This is a genomic window from Pseudomonas sp. PDM28 (assembly GCF_019219115.1).
In the GTDB taxonomy this organism is placed as follows: Bacteria; Pseudomonadota; Gammaproteobacteria; order Pseudomonadales; family Pseudomonadaceae; genus Aquipseudomonas; species Aquipseudomonas laurylsulfatiphila.
Genome location: NZ_JAHUWG010000001.1, coordinates 93,285 through 112,277 on the forward strand (window position 1 = coordinate 93,285; position 18,993 = coordinate 112,277).

An 18,993-nucleotide genomic window follows, 5' to 3' on the forward strand; every position below is an offset into this window, starting at 1 on the left:
CCCGCCAGGCCATCGACCCGACCTTACTTCACACGTGCACTGATCAAGCTTATGGCCATTTTAAACATCCTCGAATTCCCTGATCCGCGTCTGCGCACTATCGCCAAGCCAGTGGCCGTAGTGGACGACGAAGTGCGTCAGTTGGTCGACGACATGTTTGAAACAATGTATGAAGCGCCTGGCATCGGCCTCGCCGCTACCCAGGTCAACGTGCACAAACGTATCGTCGTGATGGACCTCTCCGAAGACCGCACCGAGCCGCGAGTGTTCATCAACCCCGAGCTCGAACCGCTGACCGACGACATGGGCCAGTACCAGGAAGGCTGCCTGTCGGTGCCGGGTTTCTACGAAAACGTCGATCGCCCGCAACGGGTCAAGGTCAAGGCGCTGGACCGCGACGGCAAGCCATACGAACTGATCGCCGAAGATTTGCTCGCGGTGTGCATCCAGCACGAATGCGACCACCTCAATGGCAAATTGTTCGTCGATTACCTGTCCACGCTCAAACGCGACCGCATCAAGAAGAAACTGGAAAAGCTTCATCGCCAGAACGCCTGATGCCCATCTTCAAAGGCTTGCTGCGGCAAGCCTTTTTCTTTTCAAGAGACGTCACCCATGACTGAGCCACTGCGCATTGTCTTTGCCGGCACCCCGGAATTCGCCGCCGAACACCTCAAGGCCCTGCTGAGCAGCCCTTACGAGATCGTCGCGGTCTACACCCAACCGGATCGTCCGGCCGGTCGCGGGCAAAAACTGATGCCGAGCCCGGTCAAGCAGCTTGCGCTGGAGAACAACATCCCGGTGTTGCAGCCGCCAACCCTGCGCAACGAAGACGCGCAAGCCGAACTGGCCGCGCTGAAACCGGACTTGATGGTGGTGGTCGCCTACGGCCTGATCCTGCCGCAAGTGGTGCTGGATATTCCGCGCCTGGGTTGCATCAACAGCCACGCTTCGCTGTTGCCGCGCTGGCGCGGTGCGGCGCCGATCCAGCGTGCCGTGCAAGCAGGTGATGCCGAAAGCGGCGTGACCGTGATGCGCATGGAAGCCGGCCTCGACACCGGGCCGATGCTGCTTAAAGTCACTACGCCTATCAGCGCCGAAGACACTGGCGGCAGCCTTCACGACCGTCTGGCCGAAATGGGTCCACCAGCCGTGGTTCAGGCGATTGCCGGCCTCGCCGCGGGTACGCTGGAAAGCGAAGTGCAGGACGACAGCCTGGCCACCTACGCGCACAAATTGAACAAGGACGAAGCGCGCATCGACTGGAGTCGCCCGGCGCTTGAACTGGAGCGTCTGGTGCGTGCCTTCAACCCGTGGCCGATCACCCACAGCACCTTGAATGGCGAAGCCCTGAAAGTGCTGGCCGCAAACCTGGCCGAAGGCAAAGGTGCACCCGGTGAAATCCTCAGCGCCAGCAAGGATGGCCTGATCGTCGCGTGCGGCGAGCAGGCGTTGTGCCTGACCCGTCTGCAATTGCCCGGCGGCAAGGCGCTGAACTTCAGCGACCTGTTCAACAGCCGCCGTGAGAAATTCGCCACCGGCACTGTCCTCGGTCAAGCGGTGGACGCTCAATGAATCCGCGTCTGGCCGCCGCCAAGGCACTTGCCGCCGTCCTGAGCGGAAAAGCCTCGCTCAACAGTTCGCTGCCAACGCAGTTGGACAAGGTCGAGGACCGTGATCGCGGCTTCACCCAGGACCTGGCGTTCGGTACCGCACGCTGGCAGCCACGCTTGTCGGCACTGGCGGCCAAGTTGCTGCAAAAGCCGTTCAAGGCTGCCGATGCCGATGTCGAGGCGCTGCTGCTGGTCGGCCTCTATCAGCTGCTCTACACCCGAGTCCCGGCCCATGCCGCGATTGGCGAGACGGTCGGTTGTGCCGACAAGTTGAAAAAGCCATGGGCCAAGGCCTTGCTCAACGCTGTCCTGCGTAACGCTCAGCGCGAAAGCGAAGCGATTTTCGCCGAGCTGGAACGCGATCCAGTGGTGCGCACGGCACACCCGCGTTGGCTGCAGAAATCCCTGAAGGCGTTCTGGCCAGAGCAATGGGAAGCCATCTGCGCCGCCAACAACGCGCATCCGCCAATGATCCTGCGGGTCAACCGTCGCCATCACAGCCGGGATGCCTACCTCGGTTTGCTGACCGACGCCGGTATCGCCGCCACACCCTGTGTCTACAGCCGTGACGGTATCGTGCTCGAAGCCGCCGCCGACGTGCGCAGCCTGCCAGGTTTCGCCGAGGGCTGGATCAGCGTGCAGGACGAAGCGGCGCAACTGGCCGCTGATCTGCTCGATCTGGCACCGGGCCAACGGGTACTGGACGCCTGCTGCGCACCCGGCGGCAAGACCTGCCATATTCTCGAAGCCGAGCCAAAACTGGCCGGGGTGGTGGCGGTAGACCTGGAAGCCAAGCGTCTGGTGCGAGTGCGGGAAAACCTCGAGCGCCTGAAACTGAGCGCCGAACTGATTGCCGCCGACGGCCGCGACACTCAGGCGTGGTGGGACGGCAAGCCGTTCCAGCGCATCCTGCTGGACGCGCCATGCTCGGCGACGGGCGTGATCCGTCGTCATCCGGACATCAAGCTGACCCGCCAGCCCGACGACATCGCCGCGCTGGCGCTGCTGCAAGGCGAGCTGCTCGATGCCATGTGGAACACCCTGGAAGTCGGCGGCATTCTGCTATACGCCACCTGCTCGACGCTGCCGACCGAGAACACCGAAGTCATCGAAGCGTTCCTCGCCCGCACGCCGGGCGCCCGTGAACTGGACCTCGCCACGGCGGCCGGCATCAAGCAGCCCCATGGTCGCCAGCTGCTGGCCCAGGAAGGCGGCCACGACGGGTTCTACTACGCCAAGCTGATCAAGATCGCCGCCGCACGCGGTTAAACGGATTCAATGGAGTGACTGGATGAAAATCATCATCCTCGGCGCAGGACAGGTCGGCGGTTCGCTGGCGGAACACCTGGCCAGCGAAGCCAACGACATCACCGTGGTCGACACCGATGGCGAACGCCTGCGCGACCTTGGCGACCGCCTGGACATCCGCACGGTGCAGGGCCGTGGTTCGTTTCCGACCGTGCTGCGCCAGGCCGGCGCCGACGACGCCGACATGCTGGTCGCCGTGACCAACAGCGACGAAACCAACATGGTCGCCTGCCAGGTCGCCCATACCCTGTTCCACACCCCGACCAAGATCGCCCGGGTTCGTGAGGCCGCGTACCTGACCCGCGAAGAGCAATTGTTCCAGAATGAAGCGATTCCGGTGGACGTGCTGATCAGCCCGGAACAAGTGGTCACCAACTACATCAAGCGTCTGATCCAGCATCCGGGTGCCTTGCAAGTGATCGACTTCGCCGAAGGCAAGGCGCAACTGGTCGCGGTTCGCGCCTATTACGGCGGGCCACTGGTGGGCCAGCAACTGCGACAGTTGCGTGAACACATGCCGAACGTCGAAACCCGCGTGGCCGCCATTTTCCGCCGCGACCGGCCGATCCTGCCCCAGGGCGATACCGTGATCGAGGCCGACGACGAGGTGTTTTTCATCGCCGCCAAAGCGAACATTCGCGCGGTCATGAGCGAAATGCGCCGTCTCGACGAAACCTACAAGCGCATTGTCATCGCCGGTGGCGGGCAGATCGGCGAGCGTCTGGCCGAGGCCATCGAAAGCCGTTATCAGGTAAAGATCATCGAGATGAACCCGGCACGCTGCCGTCACCTCTCGGACCACCTCGACAGCACCGTGGTGTTGCAGGGCAGCGCCTCGGACCGCGACCTGCTGATGGAAGAGAACATTGCCGACGCCGACCTGTTCCTCGCCCTGACCAACGACGACGAAGCCAACATCATGTCTTCGCTGCTGGCCAAACGCCTGGGCGCGAAGAAGGTGATGACCATCATCAACAACCCGGCCTATGTCGATCTGATCCAGGGCGGCGACATCGACATCGCCATCAGCCCGCAACTGGCCACCATCGGCACCTTGCTGGCCCACGTACGCCGTGGCGACATCGTCAGCGTGCACTCGCTGCGCCGTGGCGCGGCGGAAGCCATCGAGGCGATTGCCCATGGCGATGCGAAATCAAGCAAGGTGATCGGCAAGGCCATCGAGAACATCGGCTTGCCGCCGGGCACCACCATCGGTGCGATTATCCGCGACGAAGAAGTGATCATCGCCCACGATGACACCGTGATCGAAGCGGGCGACCATGTGATTCTGTTCCTTGTGGATAAAAAGCATATTCGCGATGTGGAGAAGCTGTTCCATGTGGGGTTGAGCTTCTTCTGATCCTGATTTTTTCAGTGCCTGCATTGGCCCTATCGCTGGCAAGCCAGCTCCCACAGTTTTTTGGTTGTTTACAAATATGATGTACACCAAAGAACCCTGTGGGAGCTGGCTTGCCAGCGATGGCGGTGTCAAAGGCGAAAAAAACATCCCCTGATACCCGCAGAAAAGGAATCCACCGATGATCGAATCCCTGGAAAAAATGCTCACCAAGGGTGTGGATAACTCCTTGCTGCGCTTCGGCCTGGGCAAGGGTTATCTGGATCTGGGGGAGAACGCCAAGGCGGCGGAGCATTTTCAGCGCTGCGTCGAATTCGATCCGAAGTATTCGGCGGCGTGGAAACTGCTGGGCAAGGCCCATCTGGCGCTGGCGGACTTTGCGGCCGCGCGCCAAGCCTGGGAACAAGGCCTGGAAGCCGCTCGCAATCATGGCGACAAGCAGGCAGAAAAGGAAATGACGGTGTTTCTGAAAAAGCTGGATCGCAACATTCAGAGATAGCGCAAGCCAATCCCTTCGGCATCCACCAACACCACTTCCATGCGTACCCGCGGTGCGCCTGTGGGTAAGTCTTGCACCTGCCCGTAGACCACCGCCCCCCGGGGCAACGCCGACAGTTTCGGATGCTTGACGTAAACCCCGGTGGTCGACAGGTTGCGCGTCTGGCCCAGGCATTCGCCGATGTTTTCGTGACTGATCTTGATGCGGAATGACTTGCGATGTTCGGACATCTTCTGCGCCCTTTGATGAACGGTTGTGGATAACCCAGAATCCAGGGTTATCCACAGATCATGCCAATTGAATCAATACCAGCGCTCTTCACCCGGTGGCCGCTTCTTGAAGCGCTTCATGCTCCACATGTACTGGCTCGGGTAAGCGCCGACATAACGCTCGACCACTTTACTCATGGCCGCACAGGATTCCGCCGTATCGGTGCTGTACATGGCCTCTGGCGCGGCTTCGAGGATCACTTTGTAGCCTGAACCGTCGGGCAGGCGCAGGGCGTGCAGGAACACGCCGACCGCTTTGCCGCCGGCGAGCATGTTGGGTACGAACTTGCTGGTCAGTGCCTGGGTGGCGAAGAACGGCACGAAGATCCCGGCGGATTCGGCCGGTTCCGGGTCAGCGGGAATGCCCACTGCACCACCTTTGCGCACTTCCTTGATGACGCTGAGGATGCCTTCCTTGGTGGAGGCAGCGACCTTGTTACCCAGTTGCACCCGTTGCTTTTGCAGCAACTCGTCCACCGCCTTCAATTTTGGCGGGCGGTAGAAAATGATCGGTTTGCACTGGCTGCAATAGAAGTGATTGAGCACTTCCCAATTGCCCAGATGGCTGGTGATGCCAACCACGCCTTTGCCGGAGGCGAGGGCGTCCTTCAAAATGTCGAGGCCTTCGACCTCGCGCACCAGGTCGATGGAGCGCTGGGCCGGCCAGATCCAGGCGCAGGCGCTTTCGGTCAGGGACTTGCCGATGTCTTTCAGGCTCTGGCCCACCAGGCGTTCACGCGCGGCGGGGTCCATGTCCGGGAAACACTTGGACAGGTTGATCCGTACCACGTCGCGGGAACGGTTCGGGGTTTTCCACATGACCCAGCCAATCGCCGAGCCCACGGCCTGCACGGCCCGCCATGGAAGCAGGGCAAACAGCCGCAGAGCGCCTACCAGCAAGGCGCCTTTCAACTTATCCACAGGTCACTCCTGATCTTGTGCTGTGCGCGAGGCGGCCATTCTAACCGCCGTTCGCCAACTGCGCGTAGCGGTCGCAGTCCCGAGTGTGATCCATGACCATGCCCGAGGCCTGCATCAGCGCGTAGCAAATGGTCGGTCCGACGAAGGTGAAACCGGCTTTTTTCAGGCCTTTGCTCATTTCCACGGCGGTCGGCGTCACGGCCGGGACTTCGCTGCGGTCCTTGAAATGATTGATCACCGGCGTGCCACCGACGAACGACCAGAGAAACGCCACCGGGTCCTCCAGCGCCAGCCAGGCCTGGGCATTGCGCCGGGCCGCGTTGAGCTTGAGGCGGTTGCGGATGATGCCCGGATCAAGCATCAACTCGTCGATTTCGGCATCGCTCATCTGCGCCACGCGCTGGACATCAAAACCAAACATGACCTGACGATAATGCTCGCGTTTGCGCAGCACGGTGATCCAGGAAAGCCCGGCCTGGAACCCTTCGAGCAAAAGCAACTCGAACAATCCCTGCGCATCGCGTAGCGGCGTGCCCCACTCCTGATCGTGATAAGCCATGTACAGCGGATCTTCGGAACACCAAAAGCAGCGTGGCATAAGGCTCCAGGGGGCGTGCGCAGCAATGAATCGGGTATACTCCCGCTCTTTAAATCGCAGCCCAAGAAACAGGTGAATTTCGTGAGCCAGCCTACGCCAGCCGTGCGTACCTTCCAAGACTTGATCCTCGCCCTCCAGCAATACTGGGCCGAGCAAGGTTGTGTGGTACTTCAGCCCTACGATATGGAAGTAGGCGCCGGCACTTTCCACACTGCTACATTCCTGCGCGCCATTGGCCCGGAAACCTGGAACGCCGCCTACGTGCAGCCAAGCCGCCGTCCGACTGACGGCCGCTACGGCGAAAACCCGAACCGTCTGCAGCACTACTACCAGTTCCAGGTGGTCCTGAAGCCGAACCCGGACAACTTCCAGGAACTGTACCTGGGCTCCCTCAAGCATGTCGGCCTGGACCCGCTGGTCCACGACATCCGCTTCGTCGAAGACAACTGGGAATCGCCGACCCTCGGCGCCTGGGGTCTGGGCTGGGAAGTCTGGCTCAACGGCATGGAAGTGACCCAGTTCACCTACTTCCAGCAAGCGGGCGGCATCGAGTGCTACCCGGTGACCGGCGAGATCACCTACGGCCTCGAGCGTCTGGCCATGTACCTGCAAGGCGTGGACTCGGTCTACGACCTGGTCTGGGCTGACGGTCCGTTCGGCAAAGTGACCTACGGCGATGTGTTCCACCAGAACGAAGTGGAGCAATCGACCTACAACTTCGAACACGCCAACGTCGACAAGCTGTTCGAACTGTTCGATTTCTACGAAAGCGAAGCCAAGCGCCTGATCGAGCTCGACCAGCCGCTGCCGTTGCCGAGCTACGAAATGGTGTTGAAGGCTTCCCATACCTTCAACCTGCTGGATGCGCGCCGGGCAATCTCGGTGACCGCGCGTCAGCAATACATCCTGCGTGTGCGCACCCTGGCGCGTTCCGTTGCGCAAGCCTACCTGCTGGCTCGCGCCAAGCTGGGCTTCCCGATGGCGACCCCGGACCTGCGTGACGAAGTACTGGCCAAGCTGGAGGCTGCACAATGAGTGCTCTGGATTTTCTGGTTGAACTGGGCACTGAAGAACTGCCACCCAAAGCCCTGAACACCCTGGCCGAGGCGTTTCTTGCCGGTATCGACAAGGGCCTGCAAGCTGCCGGCCTGAACTACGAGACCAAAACCGTTTATGCCGCCCCGCGCCGCCTGGCCGTGCTGATCACTGCACTGGCCACCCAGCAGCCGGATCGCAGCATCAACCTCGATGGCCCGCCACGTCAGGCTGCATTCGATGCCGAAGGCAACCCGACCCAGGCAGCACTGGGTTTTGCCAAGAAGTGCGGCGTCGAGCTGAGCGAAATCGATCAGAGCGGCCCGAAACTGCGCTACAGCCAGAGCATCGCCGGCAAGCCGACCGCGAGCCTGCTGCCGACCATCGTCGAAGATTCGCTGAACGACCTGCCGATCCCGAAACGCATGCGTTGGGGTGCGCGCAAGGAAGAATTCGTGCGTCCGACCCAATGGCTGGTGATGCTGCTCGGTGACCAGGTCATCGACTGCACCATCCTCGCCCAGAAAGCCGGTCGCGATTCCCGTGGTCACCGCTTCCATCACCCGGAAAGCGTGCGTATCGGTTCGCCGTCCAGCTACCTGGCCGACCTGCGTGCCGCCTACGTGCTGGCCGATGCCAACGAGCGTCGCGAAATCATCAGCAAGCGCACCGAAGAGCTGGCCACCCGCCAGGAAGGCACGGCAATCGTTCCACCGGCCCTGCTCGATGAAGTGACCGCGCTGGTCGAATGGCCAGTGCCGCTGGTGTGCTCGTTCGAGGAGCGTTTCCTCGATGTGCCGCAGGAAGCCCTGATCACCACCATGCAGGACAACCAGAAGTACTTCTGCCTGCTGGATGCCGACGGCAAGTTGCTGCCACGTTTCATCACCGTGGCCAACATCGAAAGCAAAGACCCGCAGCAAATCATCGCCGGTAACGAGAAAGTGGTTCGCCCACGCCTGACCGACGCCGAGTTCTTCTTCAAGCAGGACAAGAAGCAGAAGCTCGAAGACTTCAACCTGCGCCTGCAGAACGTGGTGTTCCAGGAAAAACTCGGCAGCGTCTACGACAAGGCCGAGCGTGTTTCCAAACTGGCCGCGTTCATCGCTCAACGCATCGGCGGCAACGCCGCATGGGCCGCTCGTGCGGGCCTGCTTTCGAAGTGCGACCTGTCGACCGAAATGGTCGGTGAGTTCCCGGAGATGCAAGGTGTCGCCGGTTACTACTACGCCCTCAACGATGGCGAGCCGGAAGATGTCGCCCTGGCCCTGAACGAGCAGTACATGCCGCGCGGTGCCGGCGCCGAACTGCCGTCCACCCTGACCGGTGCGGCCGTGGCCATCGCCGACAAGCTCGATACGCTGGTCGGTATTTTCGGCATCGGCATGCTGCCGACCGGTAGCAAGGACCCGTATGCCCTGCGCCGTGCGGCACTGGGTGTGTTGCGCATCCTGATCGAGAAACAACTGGACCTGGACCTGACCGAGGCCGTGGCCTTCGCCGTGGATGCCTTCGGTACCAAGGTCAAGGCTGCCGGCCTCAACGACTCGGTGCTGGAATTCATCTTCGACCGTCTGCGTGCCCGTTACGAAGACGAAGGCGTCGATGTCGCCACCTACCTGTCGGTGCGTGCCCTGAAGCCAGGCTCGGCCCTGGACTTCGACCAGCGCGTGCAGGCGGTAGAGGCCTTCCGCAAATTGCCGGAAGCCGCTGCCCTGGCCGCGGTGAACAAGCGCGTTTCGAACCTGCTGAGCAAGGTCGAAGGTTCGGTGCCTACAGTCGTCGAAGCCAAATACTTCGACAATGCCAACGAGTTCTCCCTGTACTCGGCGATCCAGCAGGCTGACCAGGCTGTACAGCCAATGGCCGCCTCGCGTCAGTACAGCGAATCCCTGGCACGCCTGGCTGCATTGCGCGAGCCGGTGGATGCGTTCTTCGAAGCTGTGATGGTCAACGCGGAAGACGCCAAAGTCCGCGCCAACCGTTATGCGTTGCTGGCGCGTCTGCGTGGGTTGTTCCTCGGCGTCGCCGATATTTCGTTGCTGGGGTAAGACTGTTTGAAACTGCTGATTCTCGATCGGGACGGGGTGATCAATTACGACTCCGACGCTTACATCAAGTCGGTGGAGGAGTGGATTCCACTCCCCGGTTCGATCGAAGCCATCGCGCAGTTGAGCAAGGCCGGCTGGACGGTAGCCGTCGCTACCAACCAGTCTGGCATCGCTCGCGGCTACTACGACCTCGCTACCCTGGATGCCATGCACGAGCGCTTGCGCGCGCTGGTGGCGGAGCAGGGTGGTGAAGTCGGCCTGATCGTCTACTGCCCCCACGGGCCGGACGAGGGCTGCGATTGCCGCAAGCCGAAACCCGGGATGTTGAAAAACATCGCCGCACATTACAACGTATCGCTGACTGATCTATGGTTCGTCGGCGATAGCCTTGGTGACCTGGAAGCCGCTAAAGCCGTCGATTCACAGCCAGTTTTGGTTAAGACCGGAAAAGGCGAAAAAACCTTGGGCAAGACCTTACCGGCAGGCACCTTGATTTTTGACGATCTGGCGGCGATTGCCGCAGAACTTATCCACAATTAGAGCGTTTTCGAGACTCCTGACCAGGGAGTAATCGGAAGTGCGCTTTATATAGACGGGCAAAGCCCGCACGGTAACCGTCACCATGTCGATACTGCAGGCCATCAGAACCTTCCTCTTTTACCTGCTGCTGGGCACCAGCTCCTTGCTGTGGTGCAGCCTGAGTTTTTTTATCGCGCCGTTTCTGCCGTTCAAGGCACGTTATCGCTTCATCAACGTGTACTGGTGCCGCTGCGCCTTGTGGCTGAGCAAAGTGTTTCTGGGTATCCGCTACGAAGTGAAGGGTGCCGAGAACGTTCCTGAACGGCCTTGCGTCATTCAGTCGAACCACCAGAGCACCTGGGAGACGTTCTTTCTCTCTGCCTACTTCTCGCCGCTGAGCCAGGTGCTCAAACGTGAATTGCTCTATGTGCCGTTCTTCGGTTGGGCCATGGCCATGCTGCGACCGATCGCCATCGATCGCGACAACCCGAAAGCCGCACTCAAGCATGTGGCGCAGAAGGGCGATGAGTTGCTCAAGGACAATGTCTGGGTGCTGATCTTCCCCGAAGGCACGCGCGTTCCTTACGGCACCATCGGAAAGTTCTCGCGCGGTGGCAGTGCATTGGCGGTCAACGCCGAATTGCCCGTGCTGCCGATTGCACACAACGCTGGCAAGTTCTGGCCGAAAACCGGTTGGGCGAAGAAACAGGGCGTCATCACCGTGATCATTGGCACACCGATGTATGCCGAAGGCACCGGACCGCGAGCCATTGCTGAATTGAACGACAGGGTCCAGGCGTGGAACGAGCAGATGCAACGGGAAATGGGCTCACTGCCACCGGCTCCGCAAGCACCGGTTTCAAGCGATCAGGTGACTGTCTGAGATTCTGTGGATAACCTGTGTACCGTTTCATTGAAAACCGTCGTTATTTGCACGTAAGTTTATGATTTTTTTACATATTTCTTAGAATGATAAATCCCATAAAAACGTGCATAAGTTTTTTTCGGACGTAAAAAACCGGCTGATATAGCCGGTTTTTTTATGCCTGTAATGTAGATGCTTCAGGCGGTGTGCAAAGCGAGTCGAGAGTGAAGCAGGTGGGGAAAATCAAAAGATCGCAGCCTTGGCAACTCCTGCGCGGATATCGATTTCTGCCTGTAGGAGTTGCCAAAGGCTGCGATCTTTTGACCTCAACAAATAAAAAGGCCAACGCATGAGCGTTGGCCTTTTGTATGGCGGGGCGACCGGAATCAGAAGTCCAGGTTGGACACCGCCAGGGCGTTGCTCTCGATGAAGTCACGACGAGGCTCGACCGCATCACCCATCAGGGTGTTGAAGATCTGGTCCGCGCCAATGGCGTCTTCGATAGTCACTTTGAGCATGCGGCGCGAGCCCGGGTCCATGGTGGTTTCCCACAGCTGATCCGGGTTCATCTCGCCCAGTCCTTTGTATCGCTGGATGGTGTGGCGCTTGGTGCTTTCGGCCATCAACCACTCAAGGGCTTCCTTGAACTCGGTGACCTGCTTCTTGCGCTCGCCACGCTGGATGTACGCGCCGTCGTCCAGCAAGGTGCTCAGTTGAGCGCCCAGGGAAACCACGGTCTTGTAGTCGTTGCTGCCGAAGAAGTCGCGGTTGAAGGTGACGTAGTTGGACAGGCCGTGGGAGATCAGTTCGACCTCTGGCAGCCAGACGTTACGCTCACGGTCTTCACGCAGGCTGGCCTTGTAGACCAGACCCGATTTCTCGACGGTGCGCAGACGCACTTCGTACTGGGCCAGCCAATCCTGCATCGCTGCGTGATCGGACAGTTGATCCATGCTGACCGCGGGCAGGTAGATGAAGTGCTCGGTCAGTTCCTGTGGGTACAGGCGCGACAGACGCTTGAGGGTCTTCATTACCAGACGGAAGTCGTTCACCAGACGCTCAAGGGCTTCGCCGGAAATACCCGGTGCTTCCTCGTTCAGGTGCAGGCTCGCATCTTCCAGGGCCGACTGCGTCATGTACTCTTCCATGGCGTCGTCGTCTTTGATGTATTGCTCTTGCTTGCCTTTCTTCACTTTGTACAGCGGCGGCTGGGCGATGTAGATGTAGCCACGCTCGATCAGCTCCGGCAACTGACGGAAGAAGAAGGTCAGCAGCAAGGTACGGATGTGCGAACCGTCGACGTCAGCATCGGTCATGATGATGATGTTGTGATAGCGCAGCTTGTCGATGTTGTACTCTTCGCGACCGATGCCGCAGCCGAGCGCAGTGATCAAGGTGCCTACTTCCTGGGAAGAGATCATCTTGTCGAAGCGTGCCTTCTCGACGTTCAGGATCTTACCCTTGAGGGGCAGAATCGCCTGGGTCCTGCGGTTACGTCCCTGCTTGGCAGAGCCGCCCGCGGAGTCACCTTCCACGAGGTACAGTTCGGACAGGGCAGGGTCCTTTTCCTGGCAGTCGGCCAGTTTGCCCGGCAGGCCGGCGATGTCCAGTGCGCCCTTGCGGCGGGTCATCTCACGGGCCTTGCGCGCCGCTTCACGGGCACGAGCGGCGTCGATCATCTTGCCGACGACCAGCTTGGCTTCGTTCGGGTTTTCCAGCAGGAAGTCGGAGAAGTACTTGCCCATTTCCTGTTCGACCGCAGTCTTCACTTCGGAAGACACCAGCTTGTCTTTGGTCTGGGAGCTGAACTTCGGATCCGGTACCTTCACCGAAATGATCGCGGTCAGGCCTTCACGGGCATCGTCACCGGTAGTGGCGACCTTGTGCTTCTTCGCCAGGCCTTCTGCTTCGATATAGGTGTTCAGGTTACGCGTCAGTGCGGAACGGAAACCCACCAGGTGAGTGCCGCCGTCGCGCTGTGGAATGTTGTTGGTGAAGCACAACAGGTTCTCGTTGAAGCTGTCGTTCCACTGCAAGGCGATTTCCACGCCGATGCCGTCTTCACGCTGGATGTTGAAGTGGAACACCTGGTTGACCGGAGTCTTGTTGGTGTTCAGGTATTCAACGAACGCACGCAGGCCGCCTTCATACTTGAACAGCTCTTCCTTGCCGCTGCGCTCATCCTTGAGGACGATACCGACACCGGAGTTGAGGAAAGACAGTTCACGAATCCGCTTGGCCAGGATGTCCCAGCTGAAGTGAATGTTCTTGAAGGTTTCGCTGGAAGCCTTGAAGTGGATCTGCGTACCGGTGGTTTCGGAGTCGCCAACGATTTTCATCGGCTCTTGCGGAACACCGTGGACGTAAGTCTGCTCCCAGATCTTGCCACTACGGCGAACGGTCAGGACCAGCTCTTCCGAGAGGGCGTTCACGACCGACACACCCACACCGTGCAGACCGCCGGAAACCTTGTAGGAGTTGTCGTCGAATTTACCGCCGGCGTGCAGCACGGTCATGATGACCTCGGCTGCCGAAACGCCTTCTTCTTTGTGTACGTCTACCGGGATGCCACGGCCGTTGTCGCGAACGGTGATGGACTCATCCGGGTGGATGATGATGCTGATGTCGTCGCAGTAGCCGGCGAGCGCTTCGTCGATCGAGTTATCGACCACCTCGAACACCATGTGGTGCAGACCGCTGCCATCGTCGGTATCACCAATGTACATACCGGGACGTTTGCGTACGGCATCCAGGCCTTTCAGCACTTTAATGCTCGTTGAGTCGTACGTATTTTCTTCGCTCAATGCCTTCACTCCCGATGGTCGTGGGTCTGGGTGATACGGCCCTGTTCCACGTGGAACAGAGCGACTGGCGTTTCCGTCTGCCAGCCTTCCCTCAATAATTCGTGATCTACACAGGTGATAAATACCTGGCAGCGTAAGTCTTCCAACAAGCGGCAAAGCGCGCGACGGTGGTGCTCGTCCAGTTCGGACGGCAAGTCATCCACCAGATAAATACACTGACCGCGTCGAGCCTGGCTGACCAGGTGCCCTTGGGCAATCCGCAATGCGCAAACCACCAACTTCTGCTGGCCACGGGACAAGATGTCCGCGGCGTTGTGTGCGCCCAGTCTGAGACGCAAATCAGCACGTTGTGGTCCAGCCTGGGTATGCCCTATTTGCTGGTCCCGCTGCAGAGACCCGGCGAGCACAGCACTCAGTTCACGGTCCTTGTCCCAGCCGCGGTAATAGCTGAGCGTCAAACCTTCAAGCTCAACCAGTTCGCTCAAGGTTTGTTCAAAGACTGGTTTCAAGGCTTTGATATAAGCGCGGCGGTATTCATCAATTTCAGCGCTGGCCTGGCACAGTTCCCTGTCCCAAACCGCTTGCGAAACGGCGTCAAGTGTACCATGCCGCAGCCAAGAGTTTCTCTGGCGCAGGGCCTTCTGCAAGCGCTGCCAGGTTGACATGAAGAGCGGTTCCACGTGGAACACGCCCCAGTCGAGAAACTGCCGGCGAATCTTCGGCGCACCTTCCAGCAATCGAAAACTGTCCGGGTTGATCAGTTGCAGCGGCAATATTTCCGCCAGTTGCGCGGCACTACGGGCGTTCTGCCCATCGATACGGATCTGGAATTCGCCTTGGCGATCCCGCGAAATGCCCAGGGCGCTGTGCCCACCCTCCGCCAGTTCAACCTGGCCAAAGACCGTGCACGCCAGTTGCTCGTATTGAATGACCGGCAACAGTCGGGTGCTGCGAAACGAACGGGCAAGCCCCAGCAGATGGATGGCTTCCAGAACACTGGTTTTGCCGCTGCCGTTGGCGCCGTAAAGGATATTGATGCGGGGGGAGGGGGAGAAGGTCACCGGGTGCAGATTGCGCACCGCGGTGACCGAGACGCGACTTAAGGACATCTAGCTTCTGCTGGGCATGATTACAGACGCATCGGCATGACAACGTAGGCCGAGTCGTCGTTATCCGATTCCTGCACCAGCGCACTGCTGTTGGAGTCGGACAGGATCAGACGAACCTGCTCGGTGGTCATCACGCCCAGCACGTCGAGCAGGTAGCTCACGTTGAAGCCGATTTCCAGAGAGCCACCGTTGTATTCAACGCCCACTTCTTCTTCCGCTTCTTCCTGCTCCGGGTTGTTCGCCTGGATCTTCAGTTGACCGCTGGCCAGTTGCAGACGGATACCACGGTACTTCTCGTTGGACAGGATCGCGGTACGGCTGAACGCTTCGCGCAACGCCTGGCGATCGCCCAGTACCAGCTTGTCGCCGCCTTTTGGCAGAACGCGTTCGTAGTCCGGGAATTTGCCGTCGACCAGTTTCGAGGTGAAGGTGAATTCACCGGTGGTGGCGCGGATGTGGTGCTGACCCAGAACGATGCTGACATTGCCATCCGGCTCGGTGAGCAGGCGTGCCAGTTCAAGGATACCTTTGCGCGGTACGATGACCTGGTGACGATCCGGTTGGCCGATATCGGCCTGCATCGAGCACATGGCCAGGCGGTGACCGTCGGTGGCCACGGCGCGGATCACACCAGCGGAAACTTCCAGCAGCATGCCGTTGAGGTAGTAACGCACGTCCTGCTGGGCCATGGCGAAGCTGGTGCGCTCAATCAGACGGCGCAGTTTGCTTTGCTCCAGGCTGCAGGTCAGCGAGCCAGGGCCTTCTTCCACGGTAGGGAAGTCGTTTGCCGGCAGCGTCGACAGGGTGAAGCGGCTGCGGCCGGCCTTGACCACAAGCTTCTGCTCATCGACCTTGATGTCGATCAGCGCATCGTTTGGCAGGCTCTTGCAGATGTCCATCAGCTTGCGCGCAGGCACGGTGATGGAACCCGGATCCGCCGGCTCTTCGAGTTGAACACGACCGACCAGCTCGACTTCCAGGTCGGTACCGGTCAGCGACAATTGCTGGCCTTCGACAACCAGCAGCACGTTGGAGAGCACCGGCAAGGTCTGGCGGCGTTCGACGACGCCTGCGACCAGTTGCAGGGGTTTCAACAGGGCTTCGCGTTGAATGGTGAAATGCATGGTCTAGTCCCTTGCCTTAATTAGCTGCGCTGGTGTTCATCAAGTGGTCAGTGTACGCAGCAGGTTCTTGTAGTCCTCGCGGATGTCCGCGTCGGATTCCTTAAGTTCGTTGATCTTGCGGCAGGCGTGCAAAACAGTCGTATGGTCGCGGCCGCCAAACACGTCGCCGATTTCCGGCAGGCTGTGGTTAGTCAACTCTTTGGACAAGGCCATTGCAACCTGACGCGGACGTGCGACCGAGCGAGAACGACGCTTGGACAGCAAGTCGGAGATCTTGATCTTGTAGTACTCGGCGACGGTGCGCTGAATGTTATCCACAGAGACCAGTTTATCCTGCAACGCCAACAAGTCCTTCAGGGATTCGCGAATCAGCTCGATGGTGATATCGCGGCCCATGAAGTGCGAGTGGGCGATCACGCGTTTGAGCGCGCCTTCCAGCTCACGGACGTTGGAGCGAATACGCTGGGCAATGAAGAACGCGGCGTCATGCGGCAGCTCGACTTTGGCCTGATCGGCCTTCTTCATCAGGATCGCCACGCGGGTTTCCAGCTCCGGTGGCTCGACCGCTACGGTCAGGCCCCAGCCAAAGCGGGATTTGAGGCGCTCTTCAAGGCCTTCGATTTCCTTCGGGTAGCGGTCACTGGTGAGAATGACCTGCTGGCCACCTTCGAGCAGGGCGTTGAAGGTGTGGAAAAACTCTTCCTGGGAACGCTCTTTACGGGCGAAGAACTGAATGTCATCGATCAGCAATGCATCCACCGAACGGTAGAAGCGTTTGAACTCGTTGATCGCGTTCAGTTGCAGGGCCTTGACCATGTCCGCCACGAATCGCTCGGAATGCAGGTACACCACCTTGGCATTCGGGTTCTTCTTTAATAGATGGTTACCCACAGCGTGCATCAAGTGGGTTTTACCCAGGCCGACGCCACCATAAAGGAAGAGCGGGTTGTAGCCGTGCTTCGGATTGTCCGCCACCTGCCAGGCGGCAGCGCGCGCCAACTGGTTGGATTTACCTTCAACGAAGTTCTCGAAGGTAAAGGTACGGTTCAGGTAACTGGTGTGCTTGAGCGCACCTTCGACCTGCACGGTACGTTGCTCGGCGCGAACCGGGGCCTGTTGCGAACTGGCGCCGGCCATCGGGTCGAAGCTGTCACGGGAAGGTTCTTCCTCGGTGACCTCGGCCACTTTTTGCGTGGCGCGCTTGGTCGAAGCCGCAGCAGGTGCTGGCGGCGGCGGGCTGGCAAGTGTTTGAGCAGCCTGGGCCTGGGAAGCCGCGGCTGCCAGGGGAGCATTTGGCGCGGCACGCGGTGCCGAACTGCGTTTGCTGCCTATTAATAAGGAGAGCGCAGGCGCCATGCCATTGCCGTGCTCATCGAGCAATTCGAGAACACGCCCCAGGTACTTTTCGTTGACCCAGTCCAGAACAAAACGATTGGGTGCATAGACACGCAACTCGTCGCCTTCGGCTTCGACCTGTAGTGGACGGATCCAAGTGTTGAATTGTTGGGCAGGCAGCTCATCGCGCAGAAGCTCCACGCACTGCTGCCAAAGTTCCACTGACACGGATATCCCCTAAGTTGAAAGCCGGTGAGGCAAAAACAAGCGGCCATTGTAGCGACCAGACGCCGACTTATCCACACGAAGGTGGTTCATCGACCAAGAAGAATCACCGTTTCATACGCAAAAAAGACGACCAGTGGTCTGTGCATAAGCTCTGTGGATAACCAGGGTTAAGGTCATTGCACAAGTGGGGGCGAAACTCGGTGGATAACCGGCCTGTGGATAAACTGGCATTCCACACACAGGTTATCCGACAGCGCAGCACAGGCTGAACACGGTTTTCCACTGTAGTTGTCATTCTCTGTACAGCAGGTAAAACAAGGGCTAAAGGTACTTATCCACAGAAGGGTGCGAGCCTAGCTTTTATAAGCTTTACAGAAAAGCTTTAAATACTTTCCTTTCTTATTTTTATATTTACCGGCAGTTCGTTCAGCGCAAAACGCCTGGAGATCTATTTATAAGGAAACGCTGGTTGGAAATTGACCTGAAGGCTTGCTTTCTCTAGAATCCCCGGTCTCTTAAAACGGGGGCCATTCCGGCCCGTTGTGGACGAACCAGGTAACACGACAATGAAACGTACTTTCCAACCAAGCACTATCAAACGCGCTCGTACCCACGGTTTCCGTGCTCGCATGGCTACCAAGAACGGTCGTGCCGTTCTGTCGCGTCGTCGCGCCAAAGGTCGTGCGCGTCTGGCAGTTTGATAAGCCGGCACTGGAGGTGAGTCAGGACTTCAGTCGGGAAAAGCGTCTGCTTACTCCCCGGCATTTCAAGGCAGTCTTTGACTCCCCTACCGGCAAGGTTCCGGGGAAAAATCTCCTGCTCCTTGCGCGCAACAACGATCTTGATCACCCCCGTCTCGGGTTGGTTATCGGGAAAAAGAGCGTAAAGCTCTCCGTCGAGCGCAATCGCCTCAAACGTCTGATGCGCGAATCGTTTCGCCTGAACCAGGATTCACTGGTCGGCTGGGACATTGTTATCGTCGCGCGCAAAGGTTTGGGTGACGTAGAAAACCCCGAATTGATTCAGCATTTCGGCAAACTCTGGAAACGCCTGGCTCGCAGTTCGCCAGTACCAGCAGTCAAAACCGAAACTGTAGGGGTAGACAGTCCAGATGCGTAAACTGGCACTCGTTCCGATCCAGTTTTATCGCTATGCCATTAGTCCCCTGATGGCCAGTCACTGTCGTTTCTACCCCAGTTGTTCCTGCTACGCGTTAGAAGCCATCGAAAATCATGGCCTTCTTCGCGGTGGCTGGCTGACCTTTCGTCGTTTAGGTCGCTGTCATCCGTGGAATCCCGGTGGTTATGACCCGGTTCCACCTATCCCTACCTCCCGTTCTTCTTCGATGGCCGAGTAAT

Annotated in this window: 19 protein-coding genes; 12 read left to right on the forward strand and 7 right to left on the reverse strand. The window is 59.1% G+C overall.

Annotated elements, in window-relative coordinates; genetic code table 11:
- Positions 1-51: 51 nt before the first annotated feature.
- The 5 genes from def to KW841_RS00490 all read left to right on the forward strand — a co-directional run bounded on the left by def (position 52) and on the right by KW841_RS00490 (position 4,777).
- Positions 52-558, forward strand: coding sequence for a peptide deformylase (gene def / locus KW841_RS00470; protein WP_007969867.1), 507 nt, complete (start codon positions 52-54; stop codon positions 556-558).
- Positions 559-615: 57 nt separating this feature from the next.
- A complete protein-coding gene (gene fmt, locus KW841_RS00475; RefSeq protein ID WP_218472982.1) occupies positions 616-1,575 on the forward strand; it encodes a methionyl-tRNA formyltransferase in 960 nt (319 codons plus the stop codon).
- A complete protein-coding gene (gene rsmB / locus KW841_RS00480; RefSeq protein ID WP_218472983.1) occupies positions 1,572-2,882 on the forward strand; it encodes a 16S rRNA (cytosine(967)-C(5))-methyltransferase RsmB in 1,311 nt (436 codons plus the stop codon). Before fmt ends, rsmB begins: the two co-directional genes overlap by 4 nt.
- 22 nt (positions 2,883-2,904) lie before the next feature.
- Complete coding sequence (trkA, locus tag KW841_RS00485; protein ID WP_046042728.1) at positions 2,905-4,281, forward strand: Trk system potassium transporter TrkA; 1,377 nt, start codon at positions 2,905-2,907, stop codon at positions 4,279-4,281.
- 178 nt (positions 4,282-4,459) lie between these two features.
- A complete protein-coding gene (locus KW841_RS00490; RefSeq protein WP_218472984.1) occupies positions 4,460-4,777 on the forward strand; it encodes a tetratricopeptide repeat protein in 318 nt (105 codons plus the stop codon).
- Here the strand turns inward: KW841_RS00490 and KW841_RS00495 are convergent.
- The 3 genes from KW841_RS00495 to KW841_RS00505 all read right to left on the reverse strand — a co-directional run bounded on the left by KW841_RS00495 (position 4,768) and on the right by KW841_RS00505 (position 6,565).
- Complete coding sequence (locus KW841_RS00495) at positions 4,768-5,007, reverse strand: PilZ domain-containing protein (protein ID WP_015092855.1); 240 nt, start codon at positions 5,005-5,007, stop codon at positions 4,768-4,770. The genes KW841_RS00490 and KW841_RS00495 overlap by 10 nt on opposite strands.
- A gap of 72 nt (positions 5,008-5,079) precedes the next feature.
- The gene (locus tag KW841_RS00500) at positions 5,080-5,967 is read right to left on the reverse strand and encodes a lysophospholipid acyltransferase (protein ID WP_007969875.1); all 888 of its coding nucleotides are present in this window, start codon (positions 5,965-5,967) and stop codon (positions 5,080-5,082) included.
- Positions 5,968-6,007: 40 nt separating this feature from the next.
- A complete protein-coding gene (locus tag KW841_RS00505) occupies positions 6,008-6,565 on the reverse strand; it encodes a DNA-3-methyladenine glycosylase I (protein WP_007985082.1) in 558 nt (185 codons plus the stop codon).
- A gap of 81 nt (positions 6,566-6,646) precedes the next feature.
- Here KW841_RS00505 and glyQ point away from each other — a divergent pair, with 81 nt between their 5' ends.
- The 4 genes from glyQ to KW841_RS00525 all read left to right on the forward strand — a co-directional run bounded on the left by glyQ (position 6,647) and on the right by KW841_RS00525 (position 11,053).
- Complete coding sequence (gene glyQ, locus KW841_RS00510; RefSeq protein ID WP_003187265.1) at positions 6,647-7,600, forward strand: glycine--tRNA ligase subunit alpha; 954 nt, start codon at positions 6,647-6,649, stop codon at positions 7,598-7,600.
- Positions 7,597-9,651: a glycine--tRNA ligase subunit beta gene (glyS, locus tag KW841_RS00515; protein WP_218472986.1), complete on the forward strand. Its 2,055-nt coding sequence runs from the start codon at positions 7,597-7,599 to the stop codon at positions 9,649-9,651. The genes glyQ and glyS overlap by 4 nt, the downstream gene beginning before the upstream one ends.
- 6 nt (positions 9,652-9,657) lie before the next feature.
- Positions 9,658-10,191, forward strand: coding sequence for a D-glycero-beta-D-manno-heptose 1,7-bisphosphate 7-phosphatase (gmhB, locus tag KW841_RS00520; RefSeq protein ID WP_102700992.1), 534 nt, complete (start codon positions 9,658-9,660; stop codon positions 10,189-10,191).
- Positions 10,192-10,273: 82 nt separating this feature from the next.
- Positions 10,274-11,053: a 1-acyl-sn-glycerol-3-phosphate acyltransferase gene (locus KW841_RS00525; protein ID WP_102700991.1), complete on the forward strand. Its 780-nt coding sequence runs from the start codon at positions 10,274-10,276 to the stop codon at positions 11,051-11,053.
- Positions 11,054-11,421: 368 nt separating this feature from the next.
- Here KW841_RS00525 and gyrB read toward each other — a convergent pair whose 3' ends face one another.
- Genes gyrB through dnaA form a run of 4 tightly spaced genes read right to left on the reverse strand, consistent with a single transcriptional unit; the run spans position 11,422 to position 17,635 of the window.
- On the reverse strand, positions 11,422-13,839 hold the full coding sequence (gene gyrB / locus KW841_RS00530) for a DNA topoisomerase (ATP-hydrolyzing) subunit B (protein ID WP_007969881.1): 2,418 nt from the start codon (positions 13,837-13,839) through the stop codon (positions 11,422-11,424).
- A gap of 5 nt (positions 13,840-13,844) precedes the next feature.
- On the reverse strand, positions 13,845-14,948 hold the full coding sequence (recF, locus tag KW841_RS00535) for a DNA replication/repair protein RecF (protein ID WP_218472988.1): 1,104 nt from the start codon (positions 14,946-14,948) through the stop codon (positions 13,845-13,847).
- 20 nt (positions 14,949-14,968) lie between these two features.
- Complete coding sequence (gene dnaN, locus KW841_RS00540) at positions 14,969-16,072, reverse strand: DNA polymerase III subunit beta (protein WP_007969885.1); 1,104 nt, start codon at positions 16,070-16,072, stop codon at positions 14,969-14,971.
- A gap of 39 nt (positions 16,073-16,111) precedes the next feature.
- Positions 16,112-17,635: a chromosomal replication initiator protein DnaA gene (gene dnaA, locus KW841_RS00545; RefSeq protein WP_007969887.1), complete on the reverse strand. Its 1,524-nt coding sequence runs from the start codon at positions 17,633-17,635 to the stop codon at positions 16,112-16,114.
- Positions 17,636-18,201: 566 nt separating this feature from the next.
- On the opposite strand from dnaA, the gene rpmH reads away from it, so the two are divergent.
- Genes rpmH through yidD form a run of 3 tightly spaced genes read left to right on the forward strand, consistent with a single transcriptional unit; the run spans position 18,202 to position 18,992 of the window.
- Positions 18,202-18,336 (forward strand): 50S ribosomal protein L34, encoded by a 135-nt coding sequence (gene rpmH, locus KW841_RS00550; RefSeq protein WP_003213577.1) that lies wholly within the window; start codon positions 18,202-18,204, stop codon positions 18,334-18,336.
- Between the two features lie 16 nt (positions 18,337-18,352).
- A complete protein-coding gene (gene rnpA, locus KW841_RS00555) occupies positions 18,353-18,754 on the forward strand; it encodes a ribonuclease P protein component (protein WP_015097448.1) in 402 nt (133 codons plus the stop codon).
- Positions 18,747-18,992 (forward strand): membrane protein insertion efficiency factor YidD, encoded by a 246-nt coding sequence (gene yidD / locus KW841_RS00560; RefSeq protein WP_010207715.1) that lies wholly within the window; start codon positions 18,747-18,749, stop codon positions 18,990-18,992. The genes rnpA and yidD overlap by 8 nt, the downstream gene beginning before the upstream one ends.
- Position 18,993: the final 1 nt, after the last annotated feature.